We start from the raw sequence: 25,749 nt of genomic DNA on the forward strand, positions 1-25,749 counted from the left end.
TCACCGGGTGTCCATGCCCGAGGGTGTAGGGGTGGGCGCTGCTGCGCGCCCGTGCCGCTCCTGCCGCTCCCGGCGCTCACAGAAGAGAGACCCTGACCCATGTCCTGGCTGTCCAGATTCAGCCTCGCGCAGCGGGCGCTGATCGGGCTGATCTCGATCGTCGCGCTCGTCTTCGGGGCCATCGCGATCCCCCAGCTCAAGCAGCAGCTGCTGCCCAGCATCGAACTTCCCGTGGTGTCCGTCCTCGCGCCCTACCAGGGTGCCTCCCCGGACGTCGTGGAGAAGCAGGTCGTCGAGCCCCTAGAGAACAACATCAAGGCCGTCGACGGCATCACCGGCGTCACCGCCACCGCCAGCGAGGGCAGCGCCGTGATCACGGCGTCCTTCGAGTACGGCAACGACACCCAGCAGCTCGTCGCCAACGTCCAGCAGGCCGTCAACCGCTCGCGCGCCCTCCTCCCGAACGACGTCGACCCGCAGGTCGTCGCCGGTTCCACCGACGACATACCCACCGTGGTCCTCGCCGTGACCTCCGGCAAGGACCAGCAGGCGCTCGCCGACCAGCTCGACAGGACGGTCGTCCCGGCCCTGAAGAACGTCGACGGCGTCGGCCAGGTCACCGTGGACGGCGTACGCGACCTCCAGGTCACCGTCACCCCCGACGACGCGAAGCTCGCCGGTGCGGGCCTCACCACCGCCGATCTGGCCCAGGCGCTCCAGGCGGGCGGGGCCACCGTCCCGGCCGGATCCTTCGACGAGGGCGGCGCCGGCCGGACCGTCCAGGTCGGCGGCGGGTTCACCTCGCTGAAGCAGATCGAGGACCTGCGGATCGCGGGCCAGACCGGTGCCGGGCAGTCCGCCGCCGGGGAGGGCAAGGCACCGGCCCGTCTGGGCGATGTCGCCACCGTGCGGCAGCAGCCCGCCAAGGCCGACTCCATCACCCGTACCGACGGCCGTCCCAGCCTCGCCGTCGCGGTCACCCTGGACCACGACGGCAGCGCGGTCGCCGTCTCGGACGCCGTCCGGGACAAGCTGCCCGAGCTGCGCAAGAGCCTCGGCTCCGACGCGAAGATCACCACGGTCAGCGACCAGGGCCCGGCCGTCTCCAAGTCCATCGAGGGCCTGACCACCGAGGGCGCGCTCGGTCTGCTCTTCGCCGTCCTGGTCATCCTGGTCTTCCTGGCGTCGCTGCGCTCCACGCTGGTGACGGCGGTCTCGATCCCGCTCTCCGTGGTCATCACCCTGATCGTCCTGTGGACCCGCGACCTGTCGCTGAACGTCCTGACCCTGGGCGCCCTGACCATCGCCATCGGCCGCGTCGTCGACGACTCGATCGTGGTCCTGGAGAACATCCGCCGCCACCTCGGCTACGGCGAGGAGCGCCGCGAGGCCATCCTGGGCGCCGTGCGCGAGGTCGCCGGGGCGGTGACCTCCTCGACGCTGACCACGGTCGCCGTGTTCCTGCCGATCGGGCTGGTCGGCGGTCTGGTGGGCGAGCTGTTCGGCCCGTTCAGCATCACCGTGACGGTGGCGCTGCTGGCCTCGCTGCTGGTGTCGCTGACGGTCGTGCCGGTCCTGTCGTACTGGTTCCTGCGCGCCCCGAAGAACACGCCCGCCGATCCGGCGGAGGCGCGCCGCAAGGCGGAGGAGAAGGAGGCCGACAGCCGTCTCCAGCGCTTCTACGTGCCGGTCCTGCGCTTCGCGACCCGCCGTCGCCTCACCAGTGTGCTGATCGCGGTGGTCGTCCTGGTCGGCACCTTCGGCCTGGCCCCGCTGCTGAAGACCAACTTCTTCGACCCGGGCGACCAGAAGGTGCTCAGCGTCAAGCAGGAGCTGAAGCCGGGCACCAGCCTGGCGGCCACCGACGCGCAGGCGAAGAAGGTCGAGAAGCTGCTCTCCGGCACCAAGGGCGTCAAGGACTACCAGGTGACGGTCGGTTCCTCCGGCTTCCTGGCGGCCTTCGGCGGCTCCACGGACGCCAACCACGCCTCCTACCAGGTGATGCTGGAGGACTCCGCCTCGGCCGAGGACGTCCGCAAGGACATCGAGTCCGGGCTGCACAAGCTGTCCGGCATCGGCACCACCACCGTCAACGCCGGTGACGGCTTCGGCGACCAGGACCTGAAGGTCGTCGTCAAGGCGCCGGACGCGAAGTCGCTGCGGGACGCGGCCGAGCAGGTCCGCAAGGCGGTCGCCGGACTCGACGATGTCAGCGACGTCACCAGCGACCTGTCGCAGAGCGTGCCCCGCGTCTCGGTGCGGGCCAATGACAAGGCGGCCGCGGCCGGTTTCACCCAGCAGACCCTCGGCGCGGCCGTCGCCCAGGCGGTGCGCGGCACCACGGCCGCCAAGGCGGTCCTGGGCGACACCGAGCGGGACATCGTGATCAAGTCGGCGAAGCCCGCCGAGACGCTGTCCCAGCTGCGGAACCTCCGTCTCGGTCCGGTGAAGCTCGGGGACATCGCCACCGTCGAACTGGTCGACGGGCCGGTCTCCATGACCCGTATCGACGGTCAGCGCGCGGCGACCGTCACCGCCAAGCCGGTCGGTGACAACACCGGCGCGGTCAGCTCCAAGCTCCAGTCGAAGGTCAAGGCGCTGGACCTCCCGGCGGGCGCGACCGCCGAGATCGGCGGTGTCACCTCCGACCAGGACGACGCCTTCAAGAACCTGGGCCTGGCCCTGCTGGCGGCCGTCGCCATCGTGTTCATGCTGCTGGTGGCGACCTTCCGTTCGCTGGCCCAGCCGCTGATCCTGCTGGTGTCCATCCCGTTCGCGGCCACCGGCGCGCTCGGCCTGCTCATCGCCACCGGCACCCCGCTGGGCGTGCCCGCGATGATCGGCATGCTGATGCTGGTCGGCATCGTGGTCACCAACGCAATCGTGCTGATCGACCTCATCAACCAGTACCGCCGACAGGGTTACGGCGTCGTCGAAGCCGTCGTGGAGGGCGGTCGCCACCGCCTCCGCCCGATCCTCATGACGGCCCTGGCGACGATCTTCGCCCTGCTCCCCATGGCCCTCGGCGTCACCGGCCAGGGCGGCTTCATCGCCCAGCCGCTCGCCGTGGTCGTGATCGGCGGCCTGATCACCTCCACCCTCCTGACCCTCCTCCTCGTCCCGACCCTCTACGCCATGCTCGAACTCCGCAAGGAACGCCGGGCCGAGAAGCGCGAGGCGAAGCGGACCACCAGGACGGAGACGGAAGACCTGGAACCGGCGGGCGTCTGACACCCCCTCACCACAAGAGACGGCCGGGCCTCTTCTCGGAGGCCCGGCCGTCTCGTTTCGCGCGTGCCCCGCCCGGGGCACCACGGACAGGCCCGCGGTCAGGGGTCAGGGTCAGGCGGGCGGGGTGCCGGGGCGGGCGTCGTACGCGGCGCGGGCGGCGTCGATGCGGGTCAGGTGGGCGATGCTCCACTCCAGCAGGGGCGCGGTGGCTTCGCGGAGGGTCCTGCCCATCGGAGTGAGTTCGTAACTGACGTGCGGTGGCATGACATTGCGGACGGTCCGGGTGAGGATCCCATCGCGTTCCAGGCCGCGCAGGGTGACGGTGAGCATGCGCTGGCTGATCCCGTCGACGGCCCGCTTGAGTTCGGTGAAGCGGCGTGGCCCCTGGCTGAGGTTGCGCACGACCAGCAGCGACCACTTGTCGCCGACGATGCCGAGCACTTCACGGGCCTTGCACGGGTCCTCCGGCTGTGCCGCCCGCGACTCGCCGCCCGCTGTGCCGTCCATGGTTACCTCCAGAGAACCAGGGCACCTAAATGTGCCTTATTGATCGGGGTGCGGCAGGTGCAGCACGATTATCACGGTTCCCCAAGAGTACCGAGGCACGAACAGGAACCGTGATGTTCCCGTGCCGTCACGCCCCGAAGAGGAAGAGACATCCCCTCATGGCAACTTTTCTGCTGGTACACGGTGCCTGGCACAGCGGCCGGTGCTGGGAGCGGGTGGCCCCCCTCCTGGAGGCGGCCGGACACCGCGTGTTCGCGCCCTCGCTGACCGGCTACGGCGACAAGGCACACCTGCTCGGCCCCGAGGTGGGGCTCGACACGCATGTCGAGGACGTCGTGGAGCTGATCCGCGAGGAGGACCTGAGCGAGGTGGTGCTCGTGGGGCACAGCTACGCGGGGCTGGTCGTCTCGTCCGTGGCCAACGAGGCGCCGGAACGGATCGCGCATCTGGTGTACCTGGACGCGATGGTCCCGGAGCACGGCGAGACCGCCGTCGACGTGCAGCCCATGACCCAGAACCTGATCGACCTGGCCGCCGAGTCCGGCAACGGCTGGCGCATCCCGCCGCTGCCCGAGCTGCCCGCGCCCTTCGGGCTGTTCGGGGTCACCGACCCGGCGGACAGGGCATGGCTGCGTGCGACGCTCTCCGACCAGCCGGTGGACTGCCTGCGGCAACCGGTCCGGCTGGACAACCCCGCCTCGGACTCGGTTCCGCGTACGCACATCCACTGTGTCGGCGCGGAGCCGGAGGGCATTGTGCGGCGGCCCGTCCCCGCGACACAGCCCAACGGCTCCCCGGCACGGATACGGGAACTGCCGACCGGACACGACTGCATGATCACCATGCCGTCGGCCCTGAGCGAACTGCTCCTGGAATCCGCTCCCGGCCGGCATCCGGCCCGCGACGGCGCCGGCGAGCCGGACAAGGTCCGCCACTGACGGACGGTGAACCTGGGCCACGAATCCGCCCGCTCCGACGAGCCGGGCTGCACCGCCGCTACGAGCGAAAGGCCGAGCATCCCCTCGCCTTCGCCCGCATCACCGCAGCCCTCATCGGCCACCGCCGACCCGCCAACTGGAACGATGTCTCAGAAGGAGACTTGTCCCTGCTTGTCCGCTGGTTCGTAGGCCACGACCTGCTGGACGAACCAGGACATGATCTCGGCGATCTCCTCGGAACGATCCGCCAACACCTCGAGAGGGAACGACGGGCGCAGTTCGAGCTTCGCCTCTGCCAGCTCGATCCCCGGGACGGCATTCAGGCGGGACATGAATTCCTGACGCAGTCCGCTGTCGTCGAAAGGCGGCCTGGAGCGCATGTACTGGAAGACGACCTCGACCGTGCCGAATACAGGGTAGAGGGTGAACGGCCAGATGGCGGCGGCACGGGACGCGGACTCCTTGCGGAGCATCAGGAAGCAGCTCGTCTCGGTCGCCTTGCCGTAGTCGAGATGGCAGCCGGGCGCGAGCGCTTTCCATGACTGGAGGAACGCGAGGATGGCGTCGGCGGCGTCGGGCCGATTCGCCCGCAGCAGTTCGGTGAAGCGCGCGGCACGCGCATCGAACGTGCTGCCCGGGGCCACCTGGTCGGGGGAGCTGCTGGACGTTCCGATCTCGGGCACCTCTTTGCCCAGGAGCGATGCGAGGTCCTCTGCGGTCAGGCGATGGGAACTGCGCGCCTTCCCGCTGGAGTCGAACGGCACCCCTTCTGCGTGGAGGAGCGTCAGAGGGTTGCCGCCGTGTTCGTCGTTCGGCCAGCGGAATGAAGCGGAGACCCGTCCGGCGGCGGTCAGGACCCGGTAGGCCCCCCGCACGCCGGCCTTCGTGGCGAGGAAGTTGCCGACGGAGACAGGGTGGCTGCCGATCAGTTCGGCAATGTCCCCGTAAGTGGTCCAGGTGCCGGTGGGCATGGCGATCAGCGCGGCGCGCAGATCGGCCCATCCCGTCCACTCATCGCCGTCGGCGCGTTGCTCGCCCTCGGGGCCGGGCCACAGGGAGACGGCACGCGCTGCCAGGTTGTCGGCACGTTCCAGGATCTCTCTGCGGCCCCACCGGCGTGTCCCGGCGATTTCCTGGTTCATCCGGAGCGAACTCGCTTCCAGGATCTGTTGCTTCCGCTGGAAGGGGTGGTTGGAGAGTTTTGTGTTCTCGGCCGAGAGCGTCAGGTTTCCCAAGGTGTGAACCAGCAGATCGTGCAGTTCCTGAGGAGTCTGGCCGTCGTCCGAATCCTCGGCGAGGACATCGATCCAGGCCTGGGCCGGCCGCTGTGGCAGCACGTGCTCCACCGTGAACTTGGCCTGCTTGAAGTCCACGGGCTCCGCAGAGCCGTAACTCTCCTCCAGCCGCTCCAGGACGTACGCACGTTGCGGTGCTTGTCCGTTCCAGTAGAACGGCTTGCTGCGGATCCCTGCGGCCACCTCGGCGTCAGTGGGCCAGCCGCGGCGTCGGCCCGAGAGATAGCGCTGCACCGCCTCCGCGGCCGGGCGGTCGGCCTCCATGTCACCCGGCATCGACATGAAGAGCCGGTTCAGGCTCTGGGTGCTGGTCTGGCACAGCATGCGGCGGACCAGGAATCCTTCCACGTATCCGAGGGCTTTCGCCGCCTCGTCGGCCTGGGCGCGCCCGGCGTCCACGAGATCGAGCAGGTGGAGTGCGATCGGATAGTGGATCCGTCCGCCCCAGCGGGCAAGGTGGCGAAGCTGCCGGCGCAGCTCGTCATGCGGCTCCAGGGCGGGATCGAGGATCCGCCCCAGCAGCTCGGCGCGCCGGGCGAGCTCGCTGATCTCCTTCTCCAGCGCCTCCTCGTTCCCCGCCAGCGGTTCGAGTCGCTGCTGCTGAACGCGGTAGATGTCGGTCTGCTTCGTCTTGCTCTCGCCGCGTACGACGAGGTCGAGCCAGACGAGGAGTTCCAGATTCTTGGGCCCCAATTGCTGCTGCATGGGCAGCCACAGCTGCTCGTACACACGCTCCCCCCGGCCCGGGAGCAGCATGAACACATAGTTGCGGAGCAGATCGCTCTGGCTGAGGCCGACGCCGGTGTTGTTGATCGATTCGAAGATCCGGTACACGTTGTCACCGCGCTCGGCGGTGATCTCCACGATGGAGAGCAGATCCCGTAGAGCGATCTCCACCGCGTTCGTCCACTCCGCGCCGTGCTGCTCCTGGCCGCTCGCCAGCACGCCGCGGAAGAACCGGTAGGAGGCTCCGATGTTGTCGGCGCCGCCCGAACGGGGGCTGTTGGAGACGCAGGCTCCGTAGGACGCCCGGTCGGCCTGGGTGGGAAGCAGCCGGAAGTGCTCGTCGCCTTCCAGGAACTCGTTGACGAGGTACTGGCGGTGGATGCGGTCGGCCGTTCGCGCGGAACCCTCAGCCGCCGAATCCCTGATGTGGTCGCGCAACGCGGTGAACGCCAGCATGATCGTCGTGATCCGCTGCTGCCCGTCCACGACGAGCCAGCGTTGCACTCCTCCGGCCTGCAACTGGCCCGGGGCAAGAACGACGGAGCCGAGGAAGTGCGAGGCGGGCCTGCCGCCTTCGAGCTGCTGCTCGACCAGATCGCTCAGGTCGTCCCACAGCCGTTCCAACTGCTTGCGCGTCCAACTGTAGGTCCGCTGGTAGAGAGGTACCTGAAACTGCTTCTCCCCCTGAACGAGCTTCAAAAAGGTGATCTCTTGCGCGCGCAAGGAGCGGCCCCCCTCGATTGTGAACGTCCTGCCCGGCGGCCTCGCGCCCTGTGACGTCTCTCTGTCAAGAGCGTAGTGCGCGGCTTCGCCGCCCATGGTCCGGTCGGGGAAGCCGCAGGGCTCCGTGAAGTCGTCAGGCGCACCGTGATGCCTGCCCTCGGTACCGGGAACCGTTCCCTCGATCGTGGCACGAAAGGGGCGCCCCCGGCCGCCGGAAGCGGTCAGGGGCGCCCCTTGTCGGTTCCCGGGTCCTACGGCAGCGCCAGCATCCGTTCCAGCGCCAGCTTCGCGTAGGTCTCCGTCTCCTTGTCGACCTGGATGTGGTTGACGAGGGTGCCCTCGGCCAGGGATTCCAGGGTCCAGACGAGGTGGGGGAGGTCGATGCGGTTCATCGTCGAGCAGAAGCAGACCGTCTTGTCGAGGAAGACGACCTCCTTGCCCTCGGGGGCGAAACGGTTCGCCAGGCGGCGGACCAGGTTCAGCTCCGTGCCGATGGCCCACTTGGAACCGGCCGGGGCCGCCTCCAGCGCCTTGATGATGTACTCCGTCGAGCCGACGTGGTCCGCGGCGGAGACCACCTCGTGCCTGCACTCGGGGTGCACCAGGACGTTCACGCCGGGGATGCGGGCGCGGACGTCGTTCACCGAGTCCAGGCTGAAGCGGCCGTGCACCGAGCAGTGGCCGCGCCACAGGATCATCTTCGCGGCGCGCAGCTCCTCGGCGCTCAGCCCGCCGTTCGGCCGGTGCGGGTTGTAGACGACGCAGTCCTCCAGGGACATGCCCATGTCCCGCACCGCCGTGTTGCGGCCCAGGTGCTGGTCGGGCAGGAAGAGGACCTTCTCGCCCTGCCGGAAGGCCCACTCCAGGGCCCGCTTGGCGTTCGACGAGGTGCAGATGGTGCCGCCGTGCCGTCCGGTGAACGCCTTGATGTCGGCCGAGGAGTTCATGTACGAGACGGGGACGACCTGCTCGGCGACGCCCGCCTCGGTCAGCACGTCCCAGCACTCGGCGACCTGCTCGGCCGTCGCCATGTCGGCCATCGAGCAGCCGGCCGCCAGATCCGGCAGGACCACCTTCTGCGCGTCGTTCGTCAGGATGTCCGCGGACTCCGCCATGAAGTGCACACCGCAGAAGACGATGTACTCGGCCTCCGGCCGCGCCGCCGCGTCCCGGGCCAGCTTGAAGGAGTCGCCCGTGACGTCGGCGAACTGGATGACCTCGTCGCGCTGGTAGTGGTGGCCGAGGACGAAGACCTTGTTCCCGAGCTTCTCCTTGGCCGCGCGGGCGCGCGCCACGAGGTCCGGGTCGGACGCTGCGGGGAGGTCGCCGGGGCACTCGACGCCGCGCTCGCTCCTCGGGTCGGCCTCGCGGCCGAGCAGCAACAGGGCGAGGGGCGTCGGCTGAACGTCGAGCTCCTGGGTCTGGGCGGTGGTCACGACACGCACCCTTTCTACTTTTCGTCTAATTGACGCTATCTATCATAACCGCTTCACGTCACTTTGACGATGGCCATCGTGTCGATGTGACGTGAATCCCGGCGCCCGGCCACTGCGCGCACTTTCGGGTATGTGCGAGCATGAAGTGGACGAGCGGGACGAGCGGCACGCGCGTGGAACCGCGTGGAACACCGAAAAGCACGCGCCCGGCCCGGAATGAATGCGTGGCCCCACCGGTTGAACTCGTCGGCAAGCAGTCTCCGTACAACCCGGGAGAGATGTAGATGTCCGTATCGGACGAGACCACCACCGTCACCGACGGCATCGTCCTGACCGACGCCGCCGCGGCGAAGGTCAAGGCCCTGCTCGACCAGGAAGGCCGCGACGACCTCGCCCTGCGGGTCGCCGTCCAGCCCGGCGGCTGCTCCGGCCTGCGCTACCAGCTCTTCTTCGACGAGCGCTCCCTCGACGGGGACGTCGTGAAGGACTTCGGCGGCGTCAAGGTCGTCACCGACCGCATGAGCGCCCCCTACCTGGGCGGCGCCACCGTCGACTTCGTGGACACCATCGAGAAGCAGGGCTTCACGATCGACAACCCGAACGCGACGGGCTCGTGCGCCTGCGGCGACTCCTTCAGCTGAGCCGCGGCCCGGCGGCACGGGAAGCGAACGGAAAGGCGGCAGCCCCCGCGCGGGGGCTGCCGCCTCTTTGTCGTTCAGGGCTCACCGCACCGGCGTCCCCGACTGGGGCAGCCCGGCGCCCGCGGCCCGGGACGGGATCGCCCGGCCGTCCGGGCCGACCACCGTCCGCTCCCCGAGCGGCCGGTCCAGGTGCACGGTCCGGTGGTACACCTTGGCGATCATGATGCAGACCTTGCCCTGCCAGGGCGTCTCGGTCACCGTGACGGTCACCCGCCCGGAGTCCTCCTTCGCCGACACCCGGTAGTCGGCGCACACGCCGCCCTCGAAGGTCACCGTCAGCTCGTCGCCGCTGACGCTGTACCCGGCCGGGTGCACCTCACGGGTGGCCGGGGCGGTGGTCGCGCCCGGTCCGCTCGGCCGGGGCTCCGGCTGCCCGGACGGCGGGGTGGGCGTGGTCAGGTACCTCGGGTCGACCGCCGGATACGTCACCGTGAACGGGGACTGCCCGGCCGCCCCGCGCACCTGGAACAGCCAGGACGGCACCAGCGTCTGCCGCCCCCCGGAGGGGTGCGCCGCCAGCCCGAACACGGCCTTCTCGACGGTCAGGGTGGTCCGCGTGCCGCCGCCCGGCGCGGAGGAGGAGCCGCCGGCCGCCTTCCCGCCCGTGGCGGACGAGTCGCACTTCGCCGCCGGCCGGTCCTTCGCCGGGTCCTCCAGCGGTACGGGAGCGGCGCACCCGCCGATGCCGCCGCCCCCGCCGGTGCGCGGCGCCGCGTTCAGCAGGTCCAGCGTCCGGCGCGCGTCCAGCACGGGGTACGTGTCGCCCTTCACCGGTGCCTTCAGCTGCCCGCCCGCGGCCAGCACCTCGCCCTGCGGACCGAGTGTCAGGCTGGTCGTCCAGCCCTGCGTGGGCAGCCCGCCGACCACCGGATCGGCCTCGACCACCCGCTGGGCGCCCTGCGTCCGGCTCGCGTCCACCTGCGCGCCGTCCTGTCCCGCCGCCTTCAGCACCGGGGCCGCCGCCTTGCGCGCCGCGGCCTCGCTCACCGGGTGCGCGGCGGGCGCGGCGGGGTCGTGGCGGCACATCAGGCCCTTGCAGTCGTCGGTGCCCGGCAGATACCGGTCGAACGTCCAGGTCCCCGGCGCCGCCCGGCCGACCCGCAGCACCGGCCCGGCGCCGTCCTTGACGTTCCCGGTCCGCCACCCCTGCGCGTCGGCCACCGGAGTGCCCGTCACCCCGAGCGCCGCGGCGAGCCGCGCCGCCTCCTCGCGGGTGACCTCGCCCCGCGCCGTGTACACCGGAGCCGAACCGGGCCCCTCGGGCAGGGCGCCCGCCGCCCGGTACGTGGTGCCGTACGGGTCCGGCTCACCGGGCGCGATGCCGTTCGAGCCGCCGTTCGAGCCACCGGCGGGGCCCGCGCCGTCCGTGCCCGGTCCCGACCGGGCGGCGGTCGCGGTGTGGTCGTCCAGCGCCAGCGGCGGGGGAGTGCCGTGGCCGCCGGACGCCGCGGCGCCCGTACGGCCGTCGCCGGAGCCGCCCGTCGCGCCCATGGCCAGATACGTCCCGCCGCCGCCCGCCAGCAGCACGGCGGCGGCCACCGAGGCGGCGACCAGCGGCGGACGGCCCCGCCGGAAGCGCCCGCCGCCCCCGTCGTCCGGGCTCCGCCCGCCGTCGCGGTCACCGCCTCCGCCGCCGCCCCTGCCGTCGTCACCGCCACCGCGGTCGTCCTGCCCGCCGCCGGCACCGCCCGCGGGCCCCGCGGCATCCGCGGTCGCCGCCTTCGCCGCGTCCTCGTGGTCCGGTCGCTCGGTGTTCACCGCATCGCTCCTTCGCCTGCGCAGCCGTCCGGTGACCCTGACCCGGCCCTGACAAAGTCGACGGCCGACGGGTCGTGTCCCGTATCCCCCTCACGGGGGGACAGCGATGGGACGCGCCGGAGGAGCGCCCGGTTCCACCCGCCGCGACGGATCCCGCGACGGATCCCGCGCCGGACCCGTGACCGCTCAGGCGCCGCACTCCGCTCAGTCGCCGTACTCCGACATCCCCTCCAGCAGCCGGGCGGACGTGTCCGGGACCGATACGCCGTGGATGCGGGCGGGGGACACCGCCGTCGGGTCCGCTCCGGACTTCCGGGCGGGAGCCGACCAGCGCGGGGCCATCCGGGCGCCGTCCCCGCGCAGCGACGCCAGATCACCGTCCAGGTCGCCGCCCGGATCGCCGCCCGGGGCGGTACGGACGGGAACGGCATGGAGCTCTTCGTTCGTCATGAGGGAACCGTAAGCACGGCACACCCCGCCGAGAAAGATCTACTATCGGGTAGTTTCGCCCGCTTCAGCGCTCCGCGCCGAACGGGTAGCGTGAACTGTCAGTCCCTCCGCCCACCAGGAGCGTCCACGCCGTGCGCATCGCAGTCACCGGCTCCATCGCCACCGACCACCTCATGACCTTCCCCGGCCGATTCGCCGACCAGCTCGTCGCGGACCAGCTGCACACGGTCTCGCTCTCCTTCCTGGTCGACCAGCTGGACGTGCGGCGCGGAGGCGTCGGCGCCAACATCGCCTTCGGCATGGGCCAGCTCGGCACCGGCCCGGTGCTCGTCGGCGCCGCCGGATCCGACTTCGGCGAGTACCGCGCCTGGCTGGACCGGCACGGCGTCGACACCGCCTCGGTCCGCATCTCCGAGACCCTGCACACCGCCCGCTTCGTGTGCACCACCGACGCCGACCACAACCAGATCGGCTCCTTCTACACCGGTGCGATGAGCGAGGCCCGCCTCATCGAGCTGAAGACCGTCGCGGACCGCGTCGGCGGCCTCGACCTGGTGCTGATCGGCGCCGACGACCCGGAGGCCATGCTCCGGCACACCGAGGAGTGCCGCTCGCGCTCCATCCCCTTCGCCGCCGACTTCTCCCAGCAGATCGCCCGGATGAACGGCGACGAGATCCGGATACTGCTGGACGGCGCCACCTACCTGTTCTCGAACGAGTACGAGAAGGGCCTCATCGAGACCAAGACCGGCTGGAGCGACGCCGAGATCCTGGACCGCGTCGGCCACCGGGTGACCACCCTCGGCGCGCGCGGCGTGCGCATCGAGCGCACCGGCGAGGACCCGATCGAGGTCGGCTGCGCGGACGAGGAGCGCAAGGCCGACCCCACCGGTGTCGGCGACGCCTTCCGCGCCGGGTTCCTGTCCGGCCTCGCCTGGGGCGTCTCCCTGGAGCGCGCCGCCCAGGTCGGCTGCATGCTGGCGACCCTGGTGATCGAGACGGTGGGCACCCAGGAGTACCAGCTGCGCCGGGGCCACTTCATGGAGCGCTTCACCAAGGCGTACGGCGACGAGGCGGCCGAGGAGGTCCGCGCCCACCTCGCCTGACCCGCACCCGCGCGCCGGTCCGCCCCGCGTGGCGGACCGGCCGTCAGGAGATCCGGCGGACGACGTAGGCCGAGCCCTCGTCCGCCGGCTCCTCGCCGACGTACTCCTGCCCCCGCATCTCGCACCACGCCGGGATGTCCAGGCGCGCGGCCCCGTCGTCCGAGAGGACCCGGACCGTGCCGCCGACCGGTACGTCCCCGATGACCTTCGCCAGCTCGATGACGGGGATCGGGCAGCGCCTGCCGAGCGTGTCGAGCACCAGCTCCCCGGCGCGGGCCCCTTCTCCGGCACGGGCCCCTTCCGCGGCACGCGCGCCCGGTGTCTCCCGCTGCCCCGGTCCCGGACCCGGCGCCTGCGCCGCCGCCCCCAGCTTCTCCCGTACGCCCGCCACCACGCCCGGCAGCACCGACAGGAACCGCTCGACGTCCTCGGCCGCCGTCCCGGCGGGCAGCGACACCCGTACGTTGCCCTCGCTCAGCACCCCCATCGCCCGCAGCACATGACTCGGGGTCAGCGTGCTGCTGGTGCAGGAGGAGCCCGAGGAGACGGAGAAGCCCTCCCGGTCCAGCTCGTGCAGCAGGGTCTCCCCGTCGACATAGAGACAGGAGAAGGTGACGATCCCCGGCAGCCGGTGCACCGGGTCGCCCACCACCTCCACTTCCGGCACCAGTTGCGGCACCCGCGCCCTGATCCGCTCGGTCAGCTCCCGCAGCCGTACCGCCTCGGCCGCCGCCTCGGCCCGCACCGCCCGCAGCGAGGCGGCCGCCGCCACGATCGCCGGCAGGTTCTCGAATCCGGCCGCCCGGCCCGACTCCCGCTCGTCGGCCGGTCCCCGCGGGGCGAACCGCACCCCCTTGCGCACCACCAGCAGCCCGGTCCCGGACGGCCCGCCCCACTTGTGGGCGCTCGCCGTCAGCAGCGACCAGTCGCCGCCGACCGGCCCCCAGCCGAGCGACTGCGCCGCGTCCACCAGCAGCGGCACCCCCGCGGCGCGGCACACCTCGGCCACCTCGGCGACCGGCTGCTCGGTGCCCACCTCGTGGTTGGCCGACTGGAGGCACGCCAGCGCGGTGTCGGGGCCGAGCGCCGCCGCGTAGGAACCGGCGCTCACCGCGCCGTGCCGGTCGACCGCGACCCGGCCGACCGTCCCGCCCCCCGCCTCGTGGACCTCCGCCGAATGGAGCACCGAGGAGTGTTCGACCGCTGACACGATCAGGTGACGTCCGACCCGGCGCCGCCCGGCCAGCGCCCCCGCGACACCGGTGTGCACGGCCCGGGTGCCGGACGAGGTGAACACCAGCTCGTCGGCCCGGCATCCCACCGCCTCCGCCGCCGCCTGGCGCGCCGCGTCCAGCAGCAGCCGCGCGCGCCTCCCCTCCTTGTAGAGCCGTGCGGGATCGGCCCACCCCTCGTCGAGCGCGGCGAGCAGGGCCTGACGGGCGACGGGGTGCAGGGGAGCGGCGGAAGCGGCGTCGAAGTAGGGCACGGGTTCACGCTAAGCGCCCCGCGGGGCACCGGGGAACCGCGGGAGGCGCCACGCCAGCCCCGCGCCCGCTGCCGAACCGTCCCGCCGGTGTGGACCGCCCGTCTCCGCCCCCACCGCCCCGCGCCCGCCGCCGCACCGCCGCGCCGGTGCGGAACGCCCGCCTCCGCCCCGACTGGCCCCCACCCGTCCCGTTCGCCCCGCCCGTCCCGCACCCGCCCCCGCCTGCCCCCCATTCGCCACGAACGGCCTACGCCCGCCCCGTTGGGCACCCCGGTGCGTGCCCGGCACGCCCCGGCGAAGCGCCCCACTTCAGGGCATCCCACCCGTCGGCGTGACCCGCGGCGCGTTGGGCCCCCCTCCCCGCGACCCGCCGGAAGGCGTCCAGTAGGGTTTGGTCCGCATAAACATCCAAACCCCTGCCCGACGCAGGGCGGCGACCGACCAGCGAGAAGGCAGGCCGCAGCCAACCGCGCGGGCGAGACTCTCGGGAAGGCGCTACGTGAGTCCCAACGGCTCCGACCGCTCGCCGCGGCGCCCGATGCGGCGGAAGCTGCTGCAGGCACTGACTGCGGGCCTGGTCCTGGCGACCGCAACCGGTTGCACATACAAGGACTTCCCCCGGCTGGGCATGCCCACCCCGGTCACGGAAGAGGCTCCGCGGATCCTCTCCCTGTGGCAGGGGTCCTGGGCCGCCGCGATCGCGGTCGGCGTGCTGGTGTGGGGTCTGATCCTGTGGAGTGCTTTCTTCCACCGGCGCAGCCGCACCAAGGTCGAGGTACCTCCGCAGACCCGGTACAACATGCCCATCGAGGCCCTGTACACGGTGGTCCCGCTCATCATCGTCTCGGTGCTCTTCTACTTCACGGCCCGCGACGAGTCGAAGCTTCTCGACGAATCGAAGAAGCCCGACGTCACGGTCAACGTGGTCGGCTACCAGTGGAGCTGGGCCTTCAACTACGTCACGCCGGTCGCCGGTTCGGCGGGTGACGCGAAGACCGACAAGAACCTGACGGCCATTCCGGACCGGTTCAAGAAGGACTTCCCGGCCGCCGCCGGCGGTGTCTACGACTACGGCACCCCGGGCACCCGGAACCCGCAGACCGGCAACCCGGGCCCGACCCTGTGGCTGCCGAAGGGCAAGACCGTCCGCTTCATCCTCACCTCGCGGGACGTGAACCACTCCTTCTGGGTGGTCCCGTTCCTGATGAAGATGGACGTCATCCCCGGCCACACCAACTCCTTCCAGGTGACCCCCAACCAGGAGGGCACCTTCAAGGGCAAGTGCGCCGAGCTCTGCGGCCAGGACCACTCCCGGATGCTGTTCAACGTGAAGGTCGTCTCGCCGGAGCGTTACGAGCAGCACCTCAAGGACCTCGCCAAGAAGGGGCAGACCGGTTACGTTCCCGCCGGCATCGCGCAGACGAGCCACGAGAAGAACCGGGAGACGAACAACCTGTGAGCATCCTCAACGAACCTCAGGGTGCCGCGGCGGCTGCGGGCTCATACGAGAGCGAGCTGCCGGTCCGGCGCAAGCAACCCGGCAACGTCGTGGTGAAGTGGCTGACGACCACCGACCACAAGACGATCGGCACGCTCTATCTGGTGACGTCGTTCGCGTTCTTCTGCATCGGTGGCGTCATGGCGCTGCTGATGCGTGCCGAGCTGGCCCGTCCGGGCCTCCAGCTCATGTCGAACGAGCAGTTCAACCAGGCGTTCACGATGCACGGCACGATCATGCTGCTGATGTTCGCGACGCCGCTGTTCGCCGGCTTCACGAACTGGATCATGCCGCTCCAGATCGGCGCGCCGGACGTGGCCTTCCCCCGGCTGAACATGTTCGCCTACTGGCTCTACCTGTTCGGCTCGCTCATCGCGGTGGGCGGCTTCCTCACCCCGCAGGGTGCGGCCGACTTCGGCTGGTTCGCCTACGCGCCGCTCTCCGACGCGGTGCACTCGCCGGGCATCGGCGGCGACATGTGGATCATGGGTCTGGCCTTCTCCGGCTTCGGCACGATCCTCGGCTCGGTCAACTTCATCACCACGATCATCTGCATGCGCGCGCCCGGCATGACCATGTTCCGCATGCCGATCTTCGTGTGGAACGTGCTGCTGACCGCGGTGCTGGTCCTGCTCGCCTTCCCGGTGCTGGCCGCCGCGCTGTTCGCCCTGGAGGCGGACCGCAAGTTCGGTGCGCACATCTTCGACGCGGCCAACGGCGGAGCACTGCTGTGGCAACACCTCTTCTGGTTCTTCGGCCATCCAGAGGTGTACATCATCGCCCTGCCGTTCTTCGGCATCATCAGTGAGGTCATCCCGGTCTTCTCCCGCAAGCCGATGTTCGGCTACATGGGTCTGATCGGTGCCACGATCTCCATCGCGGGCCTCTCCGTGACGGTGTGGGCGCACCACATGTACGTCACCGGCGGTGTGCTGCTGCCGTTCTTCTCCTTCATGACCTTCCTGATCGCGGTACCGACCGGTGTGAAGTTCTTCAACTGGATCGGCACCATGTGGAAGGGCAGTCTCTCCTTCGAGACACCCATGCTGTGGGCGACCGGCTTCCTGATCACCTTCACCTTCGGTGGTCTGACCGGTGTCATCCTGGCCGCGCCGCCGCTGGACTTCCACATCTCCGACTCGTACTTCGTGGTGGCCCACTTCCACTACGTGGTCTTCGGCACGGTCGTCTTCGCGATGTTCTCCGGCTTCCACTTCTGGTGGCCGAAGTTCACCGGCAAGATGCTGGACGAGCGCCTGGGCAAGATGACCTTCTGGATGCTGTTCATCGGCTTCCACGGCACCTTCCTCGTGCAGCACTGGCTGGGCACCGAGGGCATGCCGCGACGCATCCCGGACTACCTGGCGGCGGACGGCTTCACCGCGCTGAACACGGTGTCGACGATCTTCTCCTTCCTGCTCGGCCTGTCGATCCTGCCGTTCTTCTACAACGTGTGGAAGACGGCCAAGTACGGCAAGCCGGTCAACATGGACGACCCGTGGGGCTACGGCCGCTCCCTGGAGTGGGCGACGTCCTGCCCGCCGCCGCGGCACAACTTCCTCACCCTGCCGCGGATCCGCAGTGAATCCCCGGCGTTCGACCTGCACCACCCGGAGATCGCCGCGCTGGACCAGCTGGAGAACGCCGGTCACGGCGGGTCCGAGAAGGCTGCCGTCGCCGGCGGCAAGGAGGCCGGCAAGTGAAGATCCAGGGCAAGATGTTCATCTGGCTGAGCGTCTTCCTGCTCGTCATGGCGATCGTCTATGGCGTGTGGTCGAAGGAGCCGGCCGGTACCACGGCGCTCTTCCTCTCGTTCGGCCTGAGCATCATGGTCGGCTTCTACCTCGGCTTCACGGCCAAGCGGGTCGACGCCGGCGCTCAGGACGACAAGGAGGCCGATGTCGCGGACGACGCCGGTGAGCTGGGCTTCTTCAGCCCGCACAGCTGGCAGCCGCTCGCGCTCGGCGTCGGTGGCGCGCTGGCCTTCCTGGGCGTGGCCCTGGGCTGGTGGCTGCTGTACTTCGGCGCTCCGATCATCCTGATCGGTCTGTTCGGCTGGGTCTTCGAGTACTACCGCGGTGAGAACCGCACCCAGTAGCACAGGGCGCACTTCGGGGAACCCGGGCACTCCATCGAACGAGTGTCCGGGTTCCCTCTTTTTGTCGTACCGGCGTCCCCCGGACGGACGATCCACCGTGCCGGAGTTGACGGGGCTCCTTAGCGTGCTGCCATGAGCACCGAACTGTTCTCCCGGGGCGCAAAGGCCGGTCTCAGCTGCACTCTGCTGGTGGTCGCCCTCGGCGCGGGCGTCACCGCCTGCGGCGCGGACGGCAACCCGCTGGCCGCCGACCCGTACGACGCGGCGGATCAGATCACCTTCAGCGGGCCCACCGAGGCCGGCAAGAAGGTTGACCCGGACAAGCCCCTGGTGGTCACCGCCACGGGCTCCGACGGACACCTCACGGACGTCAGCGCCGAGGACGCCACCGGACGGCACGTCGCGGGCGAACTCGCCGCCGACGGCAGCCGCTGGCACAGCACCTCGCCGCTGGCCGCCGGCGCCCACTACACGCTCACGGTCCGCACCGAGAACGACGACGGCGCACCCGGCCGCAAGGTCCTCACCTTCGACACCAGCAAGCCCGCCACCACCCGGCGCCTGAACATCGAGTTCGGCCCGGAGGCGGGCACCTACGGCGTCGGCGAGCCCCTCGTGGCCGAACTCGACCAGCCCGTGAAGGACAAGGCGCAGCGCGCCATCGTGGAGCGCGGCCTCCAGGTGCGCTCCACCCCCGCCGTGCAGGGCTCCTGGTACTGGGTGGACGACAAGCAGCTCCACTACCGGCCCCGGGACTACTGGCCCGCGAACGCCACCGTCGAGGTGCGCAGCACCCTGGAGGACATCCGGATCGCCGACGGGCTCTACGGCGGCAGCGCCAAGCCGCTGACCATCACCACCGGCGACCGCGTCGTCGCCGTCACGGACGCGGCCACGCATGCGATGACGGTCTACCGCAACGACGAGAAGATCAAAGAGATCCCGGTCACCACCGGCAAGCCCGGCTTCGAGACCCGCAACGGCGTCAAGGTGGTCCTCGCCAAGCAGTACTTCGTGCGGATGAAGAGCTCCACCGTGGGCATCGCCGCGGGCTCGACGGACTCCTACGACCTGCCGGTGTACTACGCCACCCGGGTGACCTGGAGCGGGGAGTTCGTGCACGCCGCGCCCTGGTCCATCGGCTCCCAGGGCATCGCCAACGTCAGCCACGGCTGCACCGGTATGAGCACGCCGAACGCCAAGTGGTTCTTCGACCACATCCACGAGGGCGACGTCGTGCAGGTCGTCAACTCCAAGGGCGACCCGATGGAGCTGTTCGACAACGGCTACGGCGACTGGAACCTGTCCTGGCAGAAGTGGCTCCAGGGCAGCGCCCTGAGCGGCGGTCCACAGGCCGGCAGCCCGCAGGCGGACCAGTCCAGGCTGCGCCCGCAGAGCCTCTGAGAGGCCGTACGAGGGCCTGTCCCGGGGCGGTCCGCGGTCAGTGGCCGCGGACCGCCCCGGGCGCTCAGGCGACGAGAGCCTTGCGGCGCAGCAGCGAGGCCAGGGCGCCCGCGAACTCCACCGGGTCCACCGGCAGGGTCACGGCCGCGTCCGCCCGGCTCCAGGTGGCCAGCCAGGCGTCCTGGGGCCGTCCGATGAGCAGCAGCACCGGCGGGCAGCGGAAGACCTCGTCCTTGATCTGGCGGCACATCCCCATGCCGCCCATCGGGACGGCCTCGCCGTCCAGGACGCACACGTCGATCCCGCCCCCGTCCAGCTCGGCGAGGACCGCCGCCGGCGTCGCGCACTCCACGAACTCCACGAGGGGCGCGTCCTGGGCCGGCCGCCGGCCGGTGGCCAGCCGCACCTGCTCCCGGGTGTCGGCGTCGTCGCTGTAGACCAGCACCGTGGCGGTCGCCTGCATTGTTCCTCCACGCATCTTGACTCGAGAAGACACAGCAATGTTCGGGAACTTCCGGGTACCGATGGCGCGGATGCTACTCCCTCGGCCACCCCGCCAACACCGCCTGGAACACCCCTTCGATGGGCCATACGGGCTGGACACACCCCACAGACACTCCGAACGGCACCCCCCGGAGTGAGGGCGGGATAAGCGACCGACATAATGTCGGTCGTGGCGACAGCAACGACAGTAGAAACCGGGCACGCGCACCCGTCGGTCAACCGGCCGAACCTCACCAGCGTCGGAACCATCATCTGGCTGAGTTCCGAGCTGATGTTCTTCGCGGCCCTCTTCGCGATGTACTTCACCCTGCGATCGGTGACGGGTCCGGCGCACTGGAAGGAGATGGCGGACAGCCTCAATGTCCCCTTCTCGTCGGTGAACACCACGATCCTGGTGCTCTCCTCGCTCACCTGCCAGCTCGGCGTCTTCGCCGCCGAGCGCGGTGACGTGAAGAAGCTCCGGGGCTGGTTCATCGTCACCTTCATCATGGGTGCGATCTTCATCGGCGGTCAGATCTACGAGTACACGAGCCTGGTGAAGGAGGAGGGGCTCTCCCTCTCCTCCGACCCGTACGGCTCGGTGTTCTACCTGACCACCGGCTTCCACGGCCTGCACGTGACAGGCGGTCTCATCGCCTTCCTGCTGGTCCTCGGCCGCACCTACGCGGCCAAGAGGTTCACCCACGAGCAGGCGACCGCGGCCATCGTCGTGTCCTACTACTGGCACTTCGTCGATGTCGTCTGGATCGGCCTCTTCGCCACGATCTACCTGATCAAGTAGCCGACGAACCGATCCCAGTCCGCAAAGCATCGACGCAGAAGATCCTGACACCGGGGTAATCCGTGAAAAAGCTCTCCGCACGACGACGCCATCCGCTGGCGGCGGTCGTCGTCCTCCTTCTCGCGCTGGCGGCCACGGGGGGGCTGTACACCGCGTTCGCGCCCGCGAGCAAGGCGAAGGCCGACGAGTCGGCTCAGTCCCTCACCATCGAGGAGGGCAAGAAGCTCTACCAGGTCGGCTGCGCAAGCTGCCACGGCACCGGTGGTCAGGGCACCACTGACGGTCCGTCCCTGGTGGGCGTGGGCGCCGCGGCAGTCGACTTCCAGGTGGGCACCGGCCGTATGCCGGCCCAGCAGCCCGGCGCGCAGGTCCCGCGCAAGAAGGTCATCTACACCCAGGCCGAGATCGACCAGCTGGCGGCGTACATCGCCTCCCTGGGCGCCGGCCCGGCCGTGCCGACGACGAACCAGTACAGCCCGGAGGGCGCGGACATCGCCAAGGGCGGTGAGCTGTTCCGCACCAACTGCGCCCAGTGCCACAACTTCACCGGCAAGGGCGGTGCGCTCACGCACGGCAAGTTCGCCCCGGACCTCGAGGGTGTCGACCCGAAGCACATCTACGAGGCCATGCAGACCGGCCCGCAGAACATGCCCTCCTTCCCCGACACGACCCTGTCGGAGAAGAACAAGAAGGACATCATCGCGTACCTGAACGCGGTCAACAGCGACAACTCGGACAACCCCGGCGGTCTCGAACTGGGTGGCCTCGGGCCGGTCAGCGAGGGTCTGTTCGCGTGGATCTTCGGACTGGGCGCGCTGGTCGCCGTCGCCGTGTGGGTCGCCGCTCGGACCGCAAAGGCCAAGAAGTCATGAGTACCCAAGACATCCCAGAAGAGAACCTGCCCGCTGAGCAGGGCGCGGCGCACACCGCCGCAGAGGTCGCGGACGACAGGAACCCGTTCGCCGACCCTGGCCTGCCGCCCCACGAGCACCGGATCCAGGACATCGACGAGCAGGCCGCCCGCCGGTCCGAGCGCGTCGTCGCCATGCTGTTCACGGTCTCCATGCTGGCCACCGCGGGCTTCATCGCCTCGTACGTGACCATCCCGAACGACAAGTCGGTCTACGTCTTCCCGCTCGGGCACATCAGCGCGATCAACTTCGCGCTGGGTCTGACGCTGGGTGTGGCGCTGTTCAGCATCGGCGCGGGCGCGGTCCACTGGGCCCGCACGCTGATGTCGGACGCCGAGGTCGCCGACGAGCGTCACCCGATCGAGGCGTCCCCCGAGGTCCGCGCGAAGGTCCACGCCGACTTCAAGCAGGGTGCCAAGGAGTCCGCGATCGGCCGCCGGCCGCTGATCCGCAACACCATGCTGGGCGCGCTCACCCTGGTGCCGCTGTCCGGTGTGTTCCTGCTGCGCGACCTGGGCCCGCTGCCCAAGGAGACGCTGCGGCACACCCTGTGGGCCAAGGGCAAGCGCCTGGTCAACATGAACACCAACCAGCCGCTGCGTCCCGAGGACGTCATCGTCGGTTCGCTCACCTTCGCCAAGCCCGAGGGCCTGGAGGAGACGGACGAGGACTTCCAGACCGAGATCGGCAAGGCCGCCCTGATGATCGTCCGGCTCCAGCCGGACAACATCAAGGACAAGCGCGAGCTGGACTGGTCGTACCAGGGCGTCGTGGCCTACTCGAAGATCTGCACCCACGTCGGTTGCCCGATCTCCCTGTACGAGCAGCAGACGCACCACGTGCTGTGCCCGTGCCACCAGTCCACCTTCGACCTCTCCGACGGTGCCCGAGTGATCTTCGGCCCGGCCGGTCACGCCCTGCCGCAGCTGCGCATCGGCGTGGACAGCGAGGGGTACCTCGAAGCGCTCGGCGACTTCGAGGAGCCCGTCGGTCCTGCATTCTGGGAGCGCGGATGAGTACTCATGCGAGCAACGAGCCGAACCGCTCGCGCGGCAAGGCACCGGCCGGCGAGAAGCTGGCCGACTGGGCCGACGGCCGGCTGGGCATCTACAGCCTGGCCAAGGCCAACATGCGCAAGATCTTCCCCGACCACTGGTCGTTCATGCTGGGTGAGGTCTGCCTCTACAGCTTCCTGATCATCATCCTCACGGGTGTGTATCTGACGCTGTTCTTCCACCCGTCGATGAACGAGGTGGTGTACCACGGCAGCTACGTCCCGCTCCAGGGACAGCTGATGAGTGAAGCGTTCAACTCGACCATGCACATCTCCTTCGAGGTGCGCGGTGGTCTGCTCATCCGGCAGATCCACCACTGGGCGGCGCTGATCTTCCTCGCCGGCATGTTCGTGCACATGATGCGCGTGTTCTTCACCGGCGCGTTCCGCAAGCCGCGTGAGATCAACTGGATGTTCGGCTTCCTGCTGTTCGTCCTGGGCATGTTCACCGGTTTCACCGGCTACTCGCTCCCGGACGACCTGCTCTCCGGCACCGGTGTCCGCTTCATGGAGGGCGCGATCCTGTCCGTGCCGATCGTCGGCACGTACGTCTCGTACTTCCTCTTCGGCGGCGAGTTCCCCGGCCACGACTTCGTGGCCCGGTTCTACTCGATCCACATCCTGCTGCTGCCGGGCATCATGCTCGGCCTGGTCGTCGGCCACCTGATCCTGGTCTTCTACCACAAGCACACGCAGTTCGCGGGCCCCGGCAAGACGAACAACAACGTCGTCGGCATGCCGCTGCTGCCGGTCTACATGGCCAAGGCCGGAGGCTTCTTCTTCCTGGTCTTCGGTGCCGTCGCGGCCGTCGCGGCGATCGCGCAGATCAACCCGATCTGGGCCATCGGCCCCTACCGGCCGGACCAGGTGTCCACCGGCGCCCAGCCCGACTGGTACATGGGCATGGCCGAGGGCCTGATCCGCGCGATGCCCGGCTGGGAGATCAACTTCTGGGGCCACACACTGGTCCTGGGCGTGTTCATCCCGCTGGTGCTCTTCGGTGTGGTCCTCATCGCCCTCGCGGTGTACCCGTTCATCGAGTCCTGGGTCACCGGCGACAAGCGCGAGCACCACATCCTGGACCGCCCGCGCAACGTCCCGACCCGCACCGCCTTCGGCGCCGCGTGGATCGCCTGGTACTTCGTGCTGCTGGTCGGCGGTGGAAACGACCTGTGGGCCACCCACTTCCACCTGTCGATCAACGCCATCACCTGGTTCGTGCGGATCGCGTTCTTCGTGGTCCCGGTCATCACCTTCGTGATCACCAAGCGGATCTGCCTCGGCCTCCAGCGCCGGGACAAGGAGAAGGTGCTGCACGGCCGCGAGTCCGGCATCATCAAGCGCCTGCCGCACGGTGAGTTCATCGAGGTCCACGAGCCGCTCAGCCAGGAGCAGCTGTACACCCTCACCGCCCACCACCAGTACGAGCCGGCCGAGATCGGCCCGACGGTGGACGAGAACGGTGTCGAGCGCAAGGTCGGCGGTACGGAGAAGCTGCGCGCCAAGCTCAGCAACGCGTACTACGGCGAGGACAGCCAGATCTCGAAGCCGACCGTCGAGGAGTACAAGGAGATCACGAGCGGCCACGGCCACCACTGATCACTGACCCCTGAGCGTCGCCACGCCAGGCCGGAGGGCCCCGTCCGAACCCCGGACGGGGCCCTTCGCCGTCCTCCGGGCTGGATAGGGTGGATGTCGATACGAGAGGTAGCGTCCCGGAGTCCGGGACACCGAATCAGGAGCGGCTTATGAGCGCTGTGACCCCCGCTGGAGGCGACACCGCGGCGGGCCGTTCCTGGCCCGTCCTGCTGAACGGCCTGCTGGACCGCCGTGACCTCACCGCCGACGACACCGCCTGGGCCATGGACCGGATCATGGGCGGCGAGGCGACCGACGCCCAGATCGCCGGGTTCGCGGTGGCGCTGCGTGCCAAGGGCGCCACCGTCGCGGAGATCACCGGCCTGGTGCGCACGATGTACGAGCACGCCAAGGTGATCCAGGTGCCCGGCGCCACCGTCGACATCGTCGGCACCGGCGGCGACGGCGCCAGGACGGTGAACATCTCCACCATGTCCTCGATCGTCGTGGCGGGCACCGGCGCCAAGGTCGTCAAGCACGGCAACCGGGCCGCGTCCTCCGCCTCCGGCGCCTCCGACGTGCTGGAGAAGCTGGGCGTGAACCTCGATCTGACGCCGCGCCGGGTCGCCGAGGTCGCCGAGGAGGCCGGGATCACCTTCTGCTTCGCGGTGAAGTTCCACCCGGCGCTGCGCCATGTGGGCGCGGCCCGTGGCCAGCTGGGCATCCGCACGGTGTTCAACCTGCTGGGCCCGCTGACCAACCCGGCCCAGGTGAAGGCGCAGGCGGTCGGCGTGGCCGTGGCCCACGAGGCGCCCATCGTGGCGGGCGTCTTCGCCGAGCGCGGCAACTCCTCCCTGGTCTTCCGGGGCGACGACGGCCTGGACGAGCTGACCACCACGGCCACCTCGCGGGTCTGGGTGGTGCACGAGGGCACGGTCACCGAGGAGCGCTTCGATCCCCGCGACGTCGGCCTCGACCTGGTGCCGGTGGAGGCGCTGCGCGGCGCCGACGCCTCCTACAACGCGGAGGTGGCCCGCCGCCTGCTGGACGGCGAGCACGGCCCCGTACGGGACGCGGTGCTGCTGAACTCGGCGGCTGCCCTGGTCGCCCTGGAGCCGGGCTCCGGGACGCTGGCGGAGCGGATCAGGGCCGGTATGGCGCGGGCCGCCGAGTCGATCGACTCCGGGGCGGCCCGGGGCACGCTGGAGCGCTGGGTGGCCGCCAGCAACGCCTGAGCGCCCCCGCGGTGCGCGTCCGCACGCGGTGAGGTGACGCAAGGCGCGGTCCACGATCCGGACCGCGCCTTGCGCACAGAAGATCGTGTGGCAGGATGGCACCAGGTCATGAGTGACAGCCATGTGGCCCCGGCCGGCTGTCCGGCAACCCTCCGTCCGTGGCGGGGTGCCCCGGGTGAAGACCAGGTCGTAGGCAGCGAGGTCTACGGCAAGCGCGGACCCCTCGCGCGCTTCCCGAGGAAGTGCGGGGCCAGGGGTCCTGGTCGGTCGAGGGAGCCTTCCGTGAGCAAGCGAATGCGTTAGGGCGCCGAGCCCCGCCTCCGCACACC

At 70.0% G+C, this 25,749-nt stretch carries 20 protein-coding genes and 1 riboswitch; of the genes, 13 read left to right on the forward strand and 7 right to left on the reverse strand.

The window, feature by feature from the left end:
- Positions 1-99: 99 nt before the first annotated feature.
- Positions 100-3,231, forward strand: a complete 3,132-nt coding sequence (locus B086_RS0115845; protein WP_018567399.1) for an efflux RND transporter permease subunit — start codon at positions 100-102, stop codon at positions 3,229-3,231.
- Between the two features lie 111 nt (positions 3,232-3,342).
- Here B086_RS0115845 and B086_RS0115850 read toward each other — a convergent pair whose 3' ends face one another.
- Entirely contained in the window at positions 3,343-3,738 is a 396-nt protein-coding gene (locus B086_RS0115850; protein ID WP_018567400.1) for a winged helix-turn-helix transcriptional regulator, read from the reverse strand.
- A 158-nt stretch (positions 3,739-3,896) separates the two neighbouring features.
- Between B086_RS0115850 and B086_RS40100 the strand changes: the two genes are divergently transcribed.
- A complete protein-coding gene (locus tag B086_RS40100; RefSeq protein ID WP_078531107.1) occupies positions 3,897-4,676 on the forward strand; it encodes an alpha/beta fold hydrolase in 780 nt (259 codons plus the stop codon).
- A gap of 149 nt (positions 4,677-4,825) precedes the next feature.
- Here the strand turns inward: B086_RS40100 and B086_RS40105 are convergent, their stop codons facing one another.
- On the reverse strand, positions 4,826-7,420 hold the full coding sequence (locus B086_RS40105; protein WP_051115850.1) for a GmrSD restriction endonuclease domain-containing protein: 2,595 nt from the start codon (positions 7,418-7,420) through the stop codon (positions 4,826-4,828).
- Between the two features lie 251 nt (positions 7,421-7,671).
- The gene (nadA, locus tag B086_RS0115865) at positions 7,672-8,856 is read right to left on the reverse strand and encodes a quinolinate synthase NadA (RefSeq protein ID WP_026252471.1); all 1,185 of its coding nucleotides are present in this window, start codon (positions 8,854-8,856) and stop codon (positions 7,672-7,674) included.
- Between the two features lie 284 nt (positions 8,857-9,140).
- On the opposite strand from nadA, the gene erpA reads away from it, so the two are divergent.
- Positions 9,141-9,497, forward strand: coding sequence for an iron-sulfur cluster insertion protein ErpA (gene erpA / locus B086_RS0115870; RefSeq protein WP_018567404.1), 357 nt, complete (start codon positions 9,141-9,143; stop codon positions 9,495-9,497).
- 81 nt (positions 9,498-9,578) lie between these two features.
- Here erpA and B086_RS0115875 read toward each other — a convergent pair whose 3' ends face one another.
- Positions 9,579-11,315, reverse strand: a complete 1,737-nt coding sequence (locus tag B086_RS0115875; RefSeq protein WP_018567405.1) for a hypothetical protein — start codon at positions 11,313-11,315, stop codon at positions 9,579-9,581.
- 204 nt (positions 11,316-11,519) lie between these two features.
- Positions 11,520-11,765, reverse strand: coding sequence for a hypothetical protein (locus B086_RS0115880; protein ID WP_018567406.1), 246 nt, complete (start codon positions 11,763-11,765; stop codon positions 11,520-11,522).
- A gap of 131 nt (positions 11,766-11,896) precedes the next feature.
- Here B086_RS0115880 and B086_RS0115885 point away from each other — a divergent pair, with 131 nt between their 5' ends.
- Positions 11,897-12,871: a carbohydrate kinase family protein gene (locus B086_RS0115885; protein WP_018567407.1), complete on the forward strand. Its 975-nt coding sequence runs from the start codon at positions 11,897-11,899 to the stop codon at positions 12,869-12,871.
- A 43-nt stretch (positions 12,872-12,914) separates the two neighbouring features.
- On the opposite strand, the gene B086_RS0115890 is transcribed toward B086_RS0115885, so the two are convergent.
- Positions 12,915-14,357: a cysteine desulfurase/sulfurtransferase TusA family protein gene (locus B086_RS0115890; protein ID WP_018567408.1), complete on the reverse strand. Its 1,443-nt coding sequence runs from the start codon at positions 14,355-14,357 to the stop codon at positions 12,915-12,917.
- Between the two features lie 499 nt (positions 14,358-14,856).
- Here B086_RS0115890 and coxB point away from each other — a divergent pair, with 499 nt between their 5' ends.
- From coxB to B086_RS0115910, 4 genes are all read left to right on the forward strand, one after another.
- Positions 14,857-15,816, forward strand: coding sequence for a cytochrome c oxidase subunit II (gene coxB / locus B086_RS0115895; protein WP_018567409.1), 960 nt, complete (start codon positions 14,857-14,859; stop codon positions 15,814-15,816).
- Positions 15,813-17,558, forward strand: a complete 1,746-nt coding sequence (gene ctaD / locus B086_RS0115900; protein WP_018567410.1) for a cytochrome c oxidase subunit I — start codon at positions 15,813-15,815, stop codon at positions 17,556-17,558. The genes coxB and ctaD overlap by 4 nt, the downstream gene beginning before the upstream one ends.
- Positions 17,555-17,953: a cytochrome c oxidase subunit 4 gene (locus B086_RS0115905; protein WP_018567411.1), complete on the forward strand. Its 399-nt coding sequence runs from the start codon at positions 17,555-17,557 to the stop codon at positions 17,951-17,953. Before ctaD ends, B086_RS0115905 begins: the two co-directional genes overlap by 4 nt.
- A 132-nt stretch (positions 17,954-18,085) precedes the next feature.
- Positions 18,086-19,357 carry a L,D-transpeptidase gene (locus B086_RS0115910; protein WP_018567412.1) on the forward strand — a complete coding sequence of 424 codons (1,272 nt, stop codon included), beginning with the start codon at positions 18,086-18,088 and terminating at the stop codon, positions 19,355-19,357.
- Positions 19,358-19,421: 64 nt separating this feature from the next.
- On the opposite strand, the gene B086_RS0115915 is transcribed toward B086_RS0115910, so the two are convergent.
- Positions 19,422-19,820 (reverse strand): hypothetical protein, encoded by a 399-nt coding sequence (locus tag B086_RS0115915; RefSeq protein ID WP_018567413.1) that lies wholly within the window; start codon positions 19,818-19,820, stop codon positions 19,422-19,424.
- A gap of 201 nt (positions 19,821-20,021) precedes the next feature.
- On the opposite strand from B086_RS0115915, the gene B086_RS0115920 reads away from it, so the two are divergent.
- The 5 genes from B086_RS0115920 (at position 20,022) to trpD (ending at position 25,420) form a co-directional block, all read left to right on the forward strand.
- Positions 20,022-20,642 carry a cytochrome c oxidase subunit 3 gene (locus B086_RS0115920; protein WP_026252473.1) on the forward strand — a complete coding sequence of 207 codons (621 nt, stop codon included), beginning with the start codon at positions 20,022-20,024 and terminating at the stop codon, positions 20,640-20,642.
- 62 nt (positions 20,643-20,704) lie between these two features.
- Entirely contained in the window at positions 20,705-21,514 is an 810-nt protein-coding gene (locus B086_RS0115925) for a c-type cytochrome (RefSeq protein ID WP_018567415.1), read from the forward strand.
- Complete coding sequence (locus B086_RS0115930; protein WP_018567416.1) at positions 21,511-22,569, forward strand: ubiquinol-cytochrome c reductase iron-sulfur subunit; 1,059 nt, start codon at positions 21,511-21,513, stop codon at positions 22,567-22,569. The genes B086_RS0115925 and B086_RS0115930 overlap by 4 nt, the downstream gene beginning before the upstream one ends.
- Positions 22,566-24,206 (forward strand): cytochrome b, encoded by a 1,641-nt coding sequence (locus B086_RS0115935; RefSeq protein WP_018567417.1) that lies wholly within the window; start codon positions 22,566-22,568, stop codon positions 24,204-24,206. Before B086_RS0115930 ends, B086_RS0115935 begins: the two co-directional genes overlap by 4 nt.
- Before the next feature lie 149 nt (positions 24,207-24,355).
- Positions 24,356-25,420, forward strand: a complete 1,065-nt coding sequence (trpD, locus tag B086_RS0115940; RefSeq protein WP_018567418.1) for an anthranilate phosphoribosyltransferase — start codon at positions 24,356-24,358, stop codon at positions 25,418-25,420.
- A 104-nt stretch (positions 25,421-25,524) separates the two neighbouring features.
- Positions 25,525-25,641, forward strand: a riboswitch (SAM riboswitch).
- Positions 25,642-25,749 lie beyond the last annotated feature (108 nt).

This window comes from Streptomyces sp. PsTaAH-124, assembly GCF_000373685.1.
GTDB classification, from domain to species: Bacteria; Actinomycetota; Actinomycetes; order Streptomycetales; family Streptomycetaceae; genus Streptomyces; species Streptomyces andamanensis.

Bases quoted from the DNA above. Each gene is read 5' to 3' on its own strand.
- B086_RS0115845 (WP_018567399.1), top strand. From the start codon at position 100: ATGTCCTGGCTGTCCAGATTCAGCCTCGCGCAGCGGGCGCTGATCGGG.
- B086_RS0115850 (WP_018567400.1), bottom strand. From the start codon at position 3,738: ATGGACGGCACAGCGGGCGGCGAGTCGCGGGCGGCACAGCCGGAGGAC.
- B086_RS40100 (WP_078531107.1), top strand. From the start codon at position 3,897: ATGGCAACTTTTCTGCTGGTACACGGTGCCTGGCACAGCGGCCGGTGC.
- erpA (WP_018567404.1), top strand. From the start codon at position 9,141: ATGTCCGTATCGGACGAGACCACCACCGTCACCGACGGCATCGTCCTG.
- B086_RS0115880 (WP_018567406.1), bottom strand. From the start codon at position 11,765: ATGACGAACGAAGAGCTCCATGCCGTTCCCGTCCGTACCGCCCCGGGC.
- B086_RS0115910 (WP_018567412.1), top strand. From the start codon at position 18,086: ATGAGCACCGAACTGTTCTCCCGGGGCGCAAAGGCCGGTCTCAGCTGC.
- B086_RS0115915 (WP_018567413.1), bottom strand. From the start codon at position 19,820: ATGCAGGCGACCGCCACGGTGCTGGTCTACAGCGACGACGCCGACACC.
- B086_RS0115920 (WP_026252473.1), top strand. From the start codon at position 20,022: ATGTCGGTCGTGGCGACAGCAACGACAGTAGAAACCGGGCACGCGCAC.
- B086_RS0115930 (WP_018567416.1), top strand. From the start codon at position 21,511: ATGAGTACCCAAGACATCCCAGAAGAGAACCTGCCCGCTGAGCAGGGC.
- B086_RS0115935 (WP_018567417.1), top strand. From the start codon at position 22,566: ATGAGTACTCATGCGAGCAACGAGCCGAACCGCTCGCGCGGCAAGGCA.
- trpD (WP_018567418.1), top strand. From the start codon at position 24,356: ATGAGCGCTGTGACCCCCGCTGGAGGCGACACCGCGGCGGGCCGTTCC.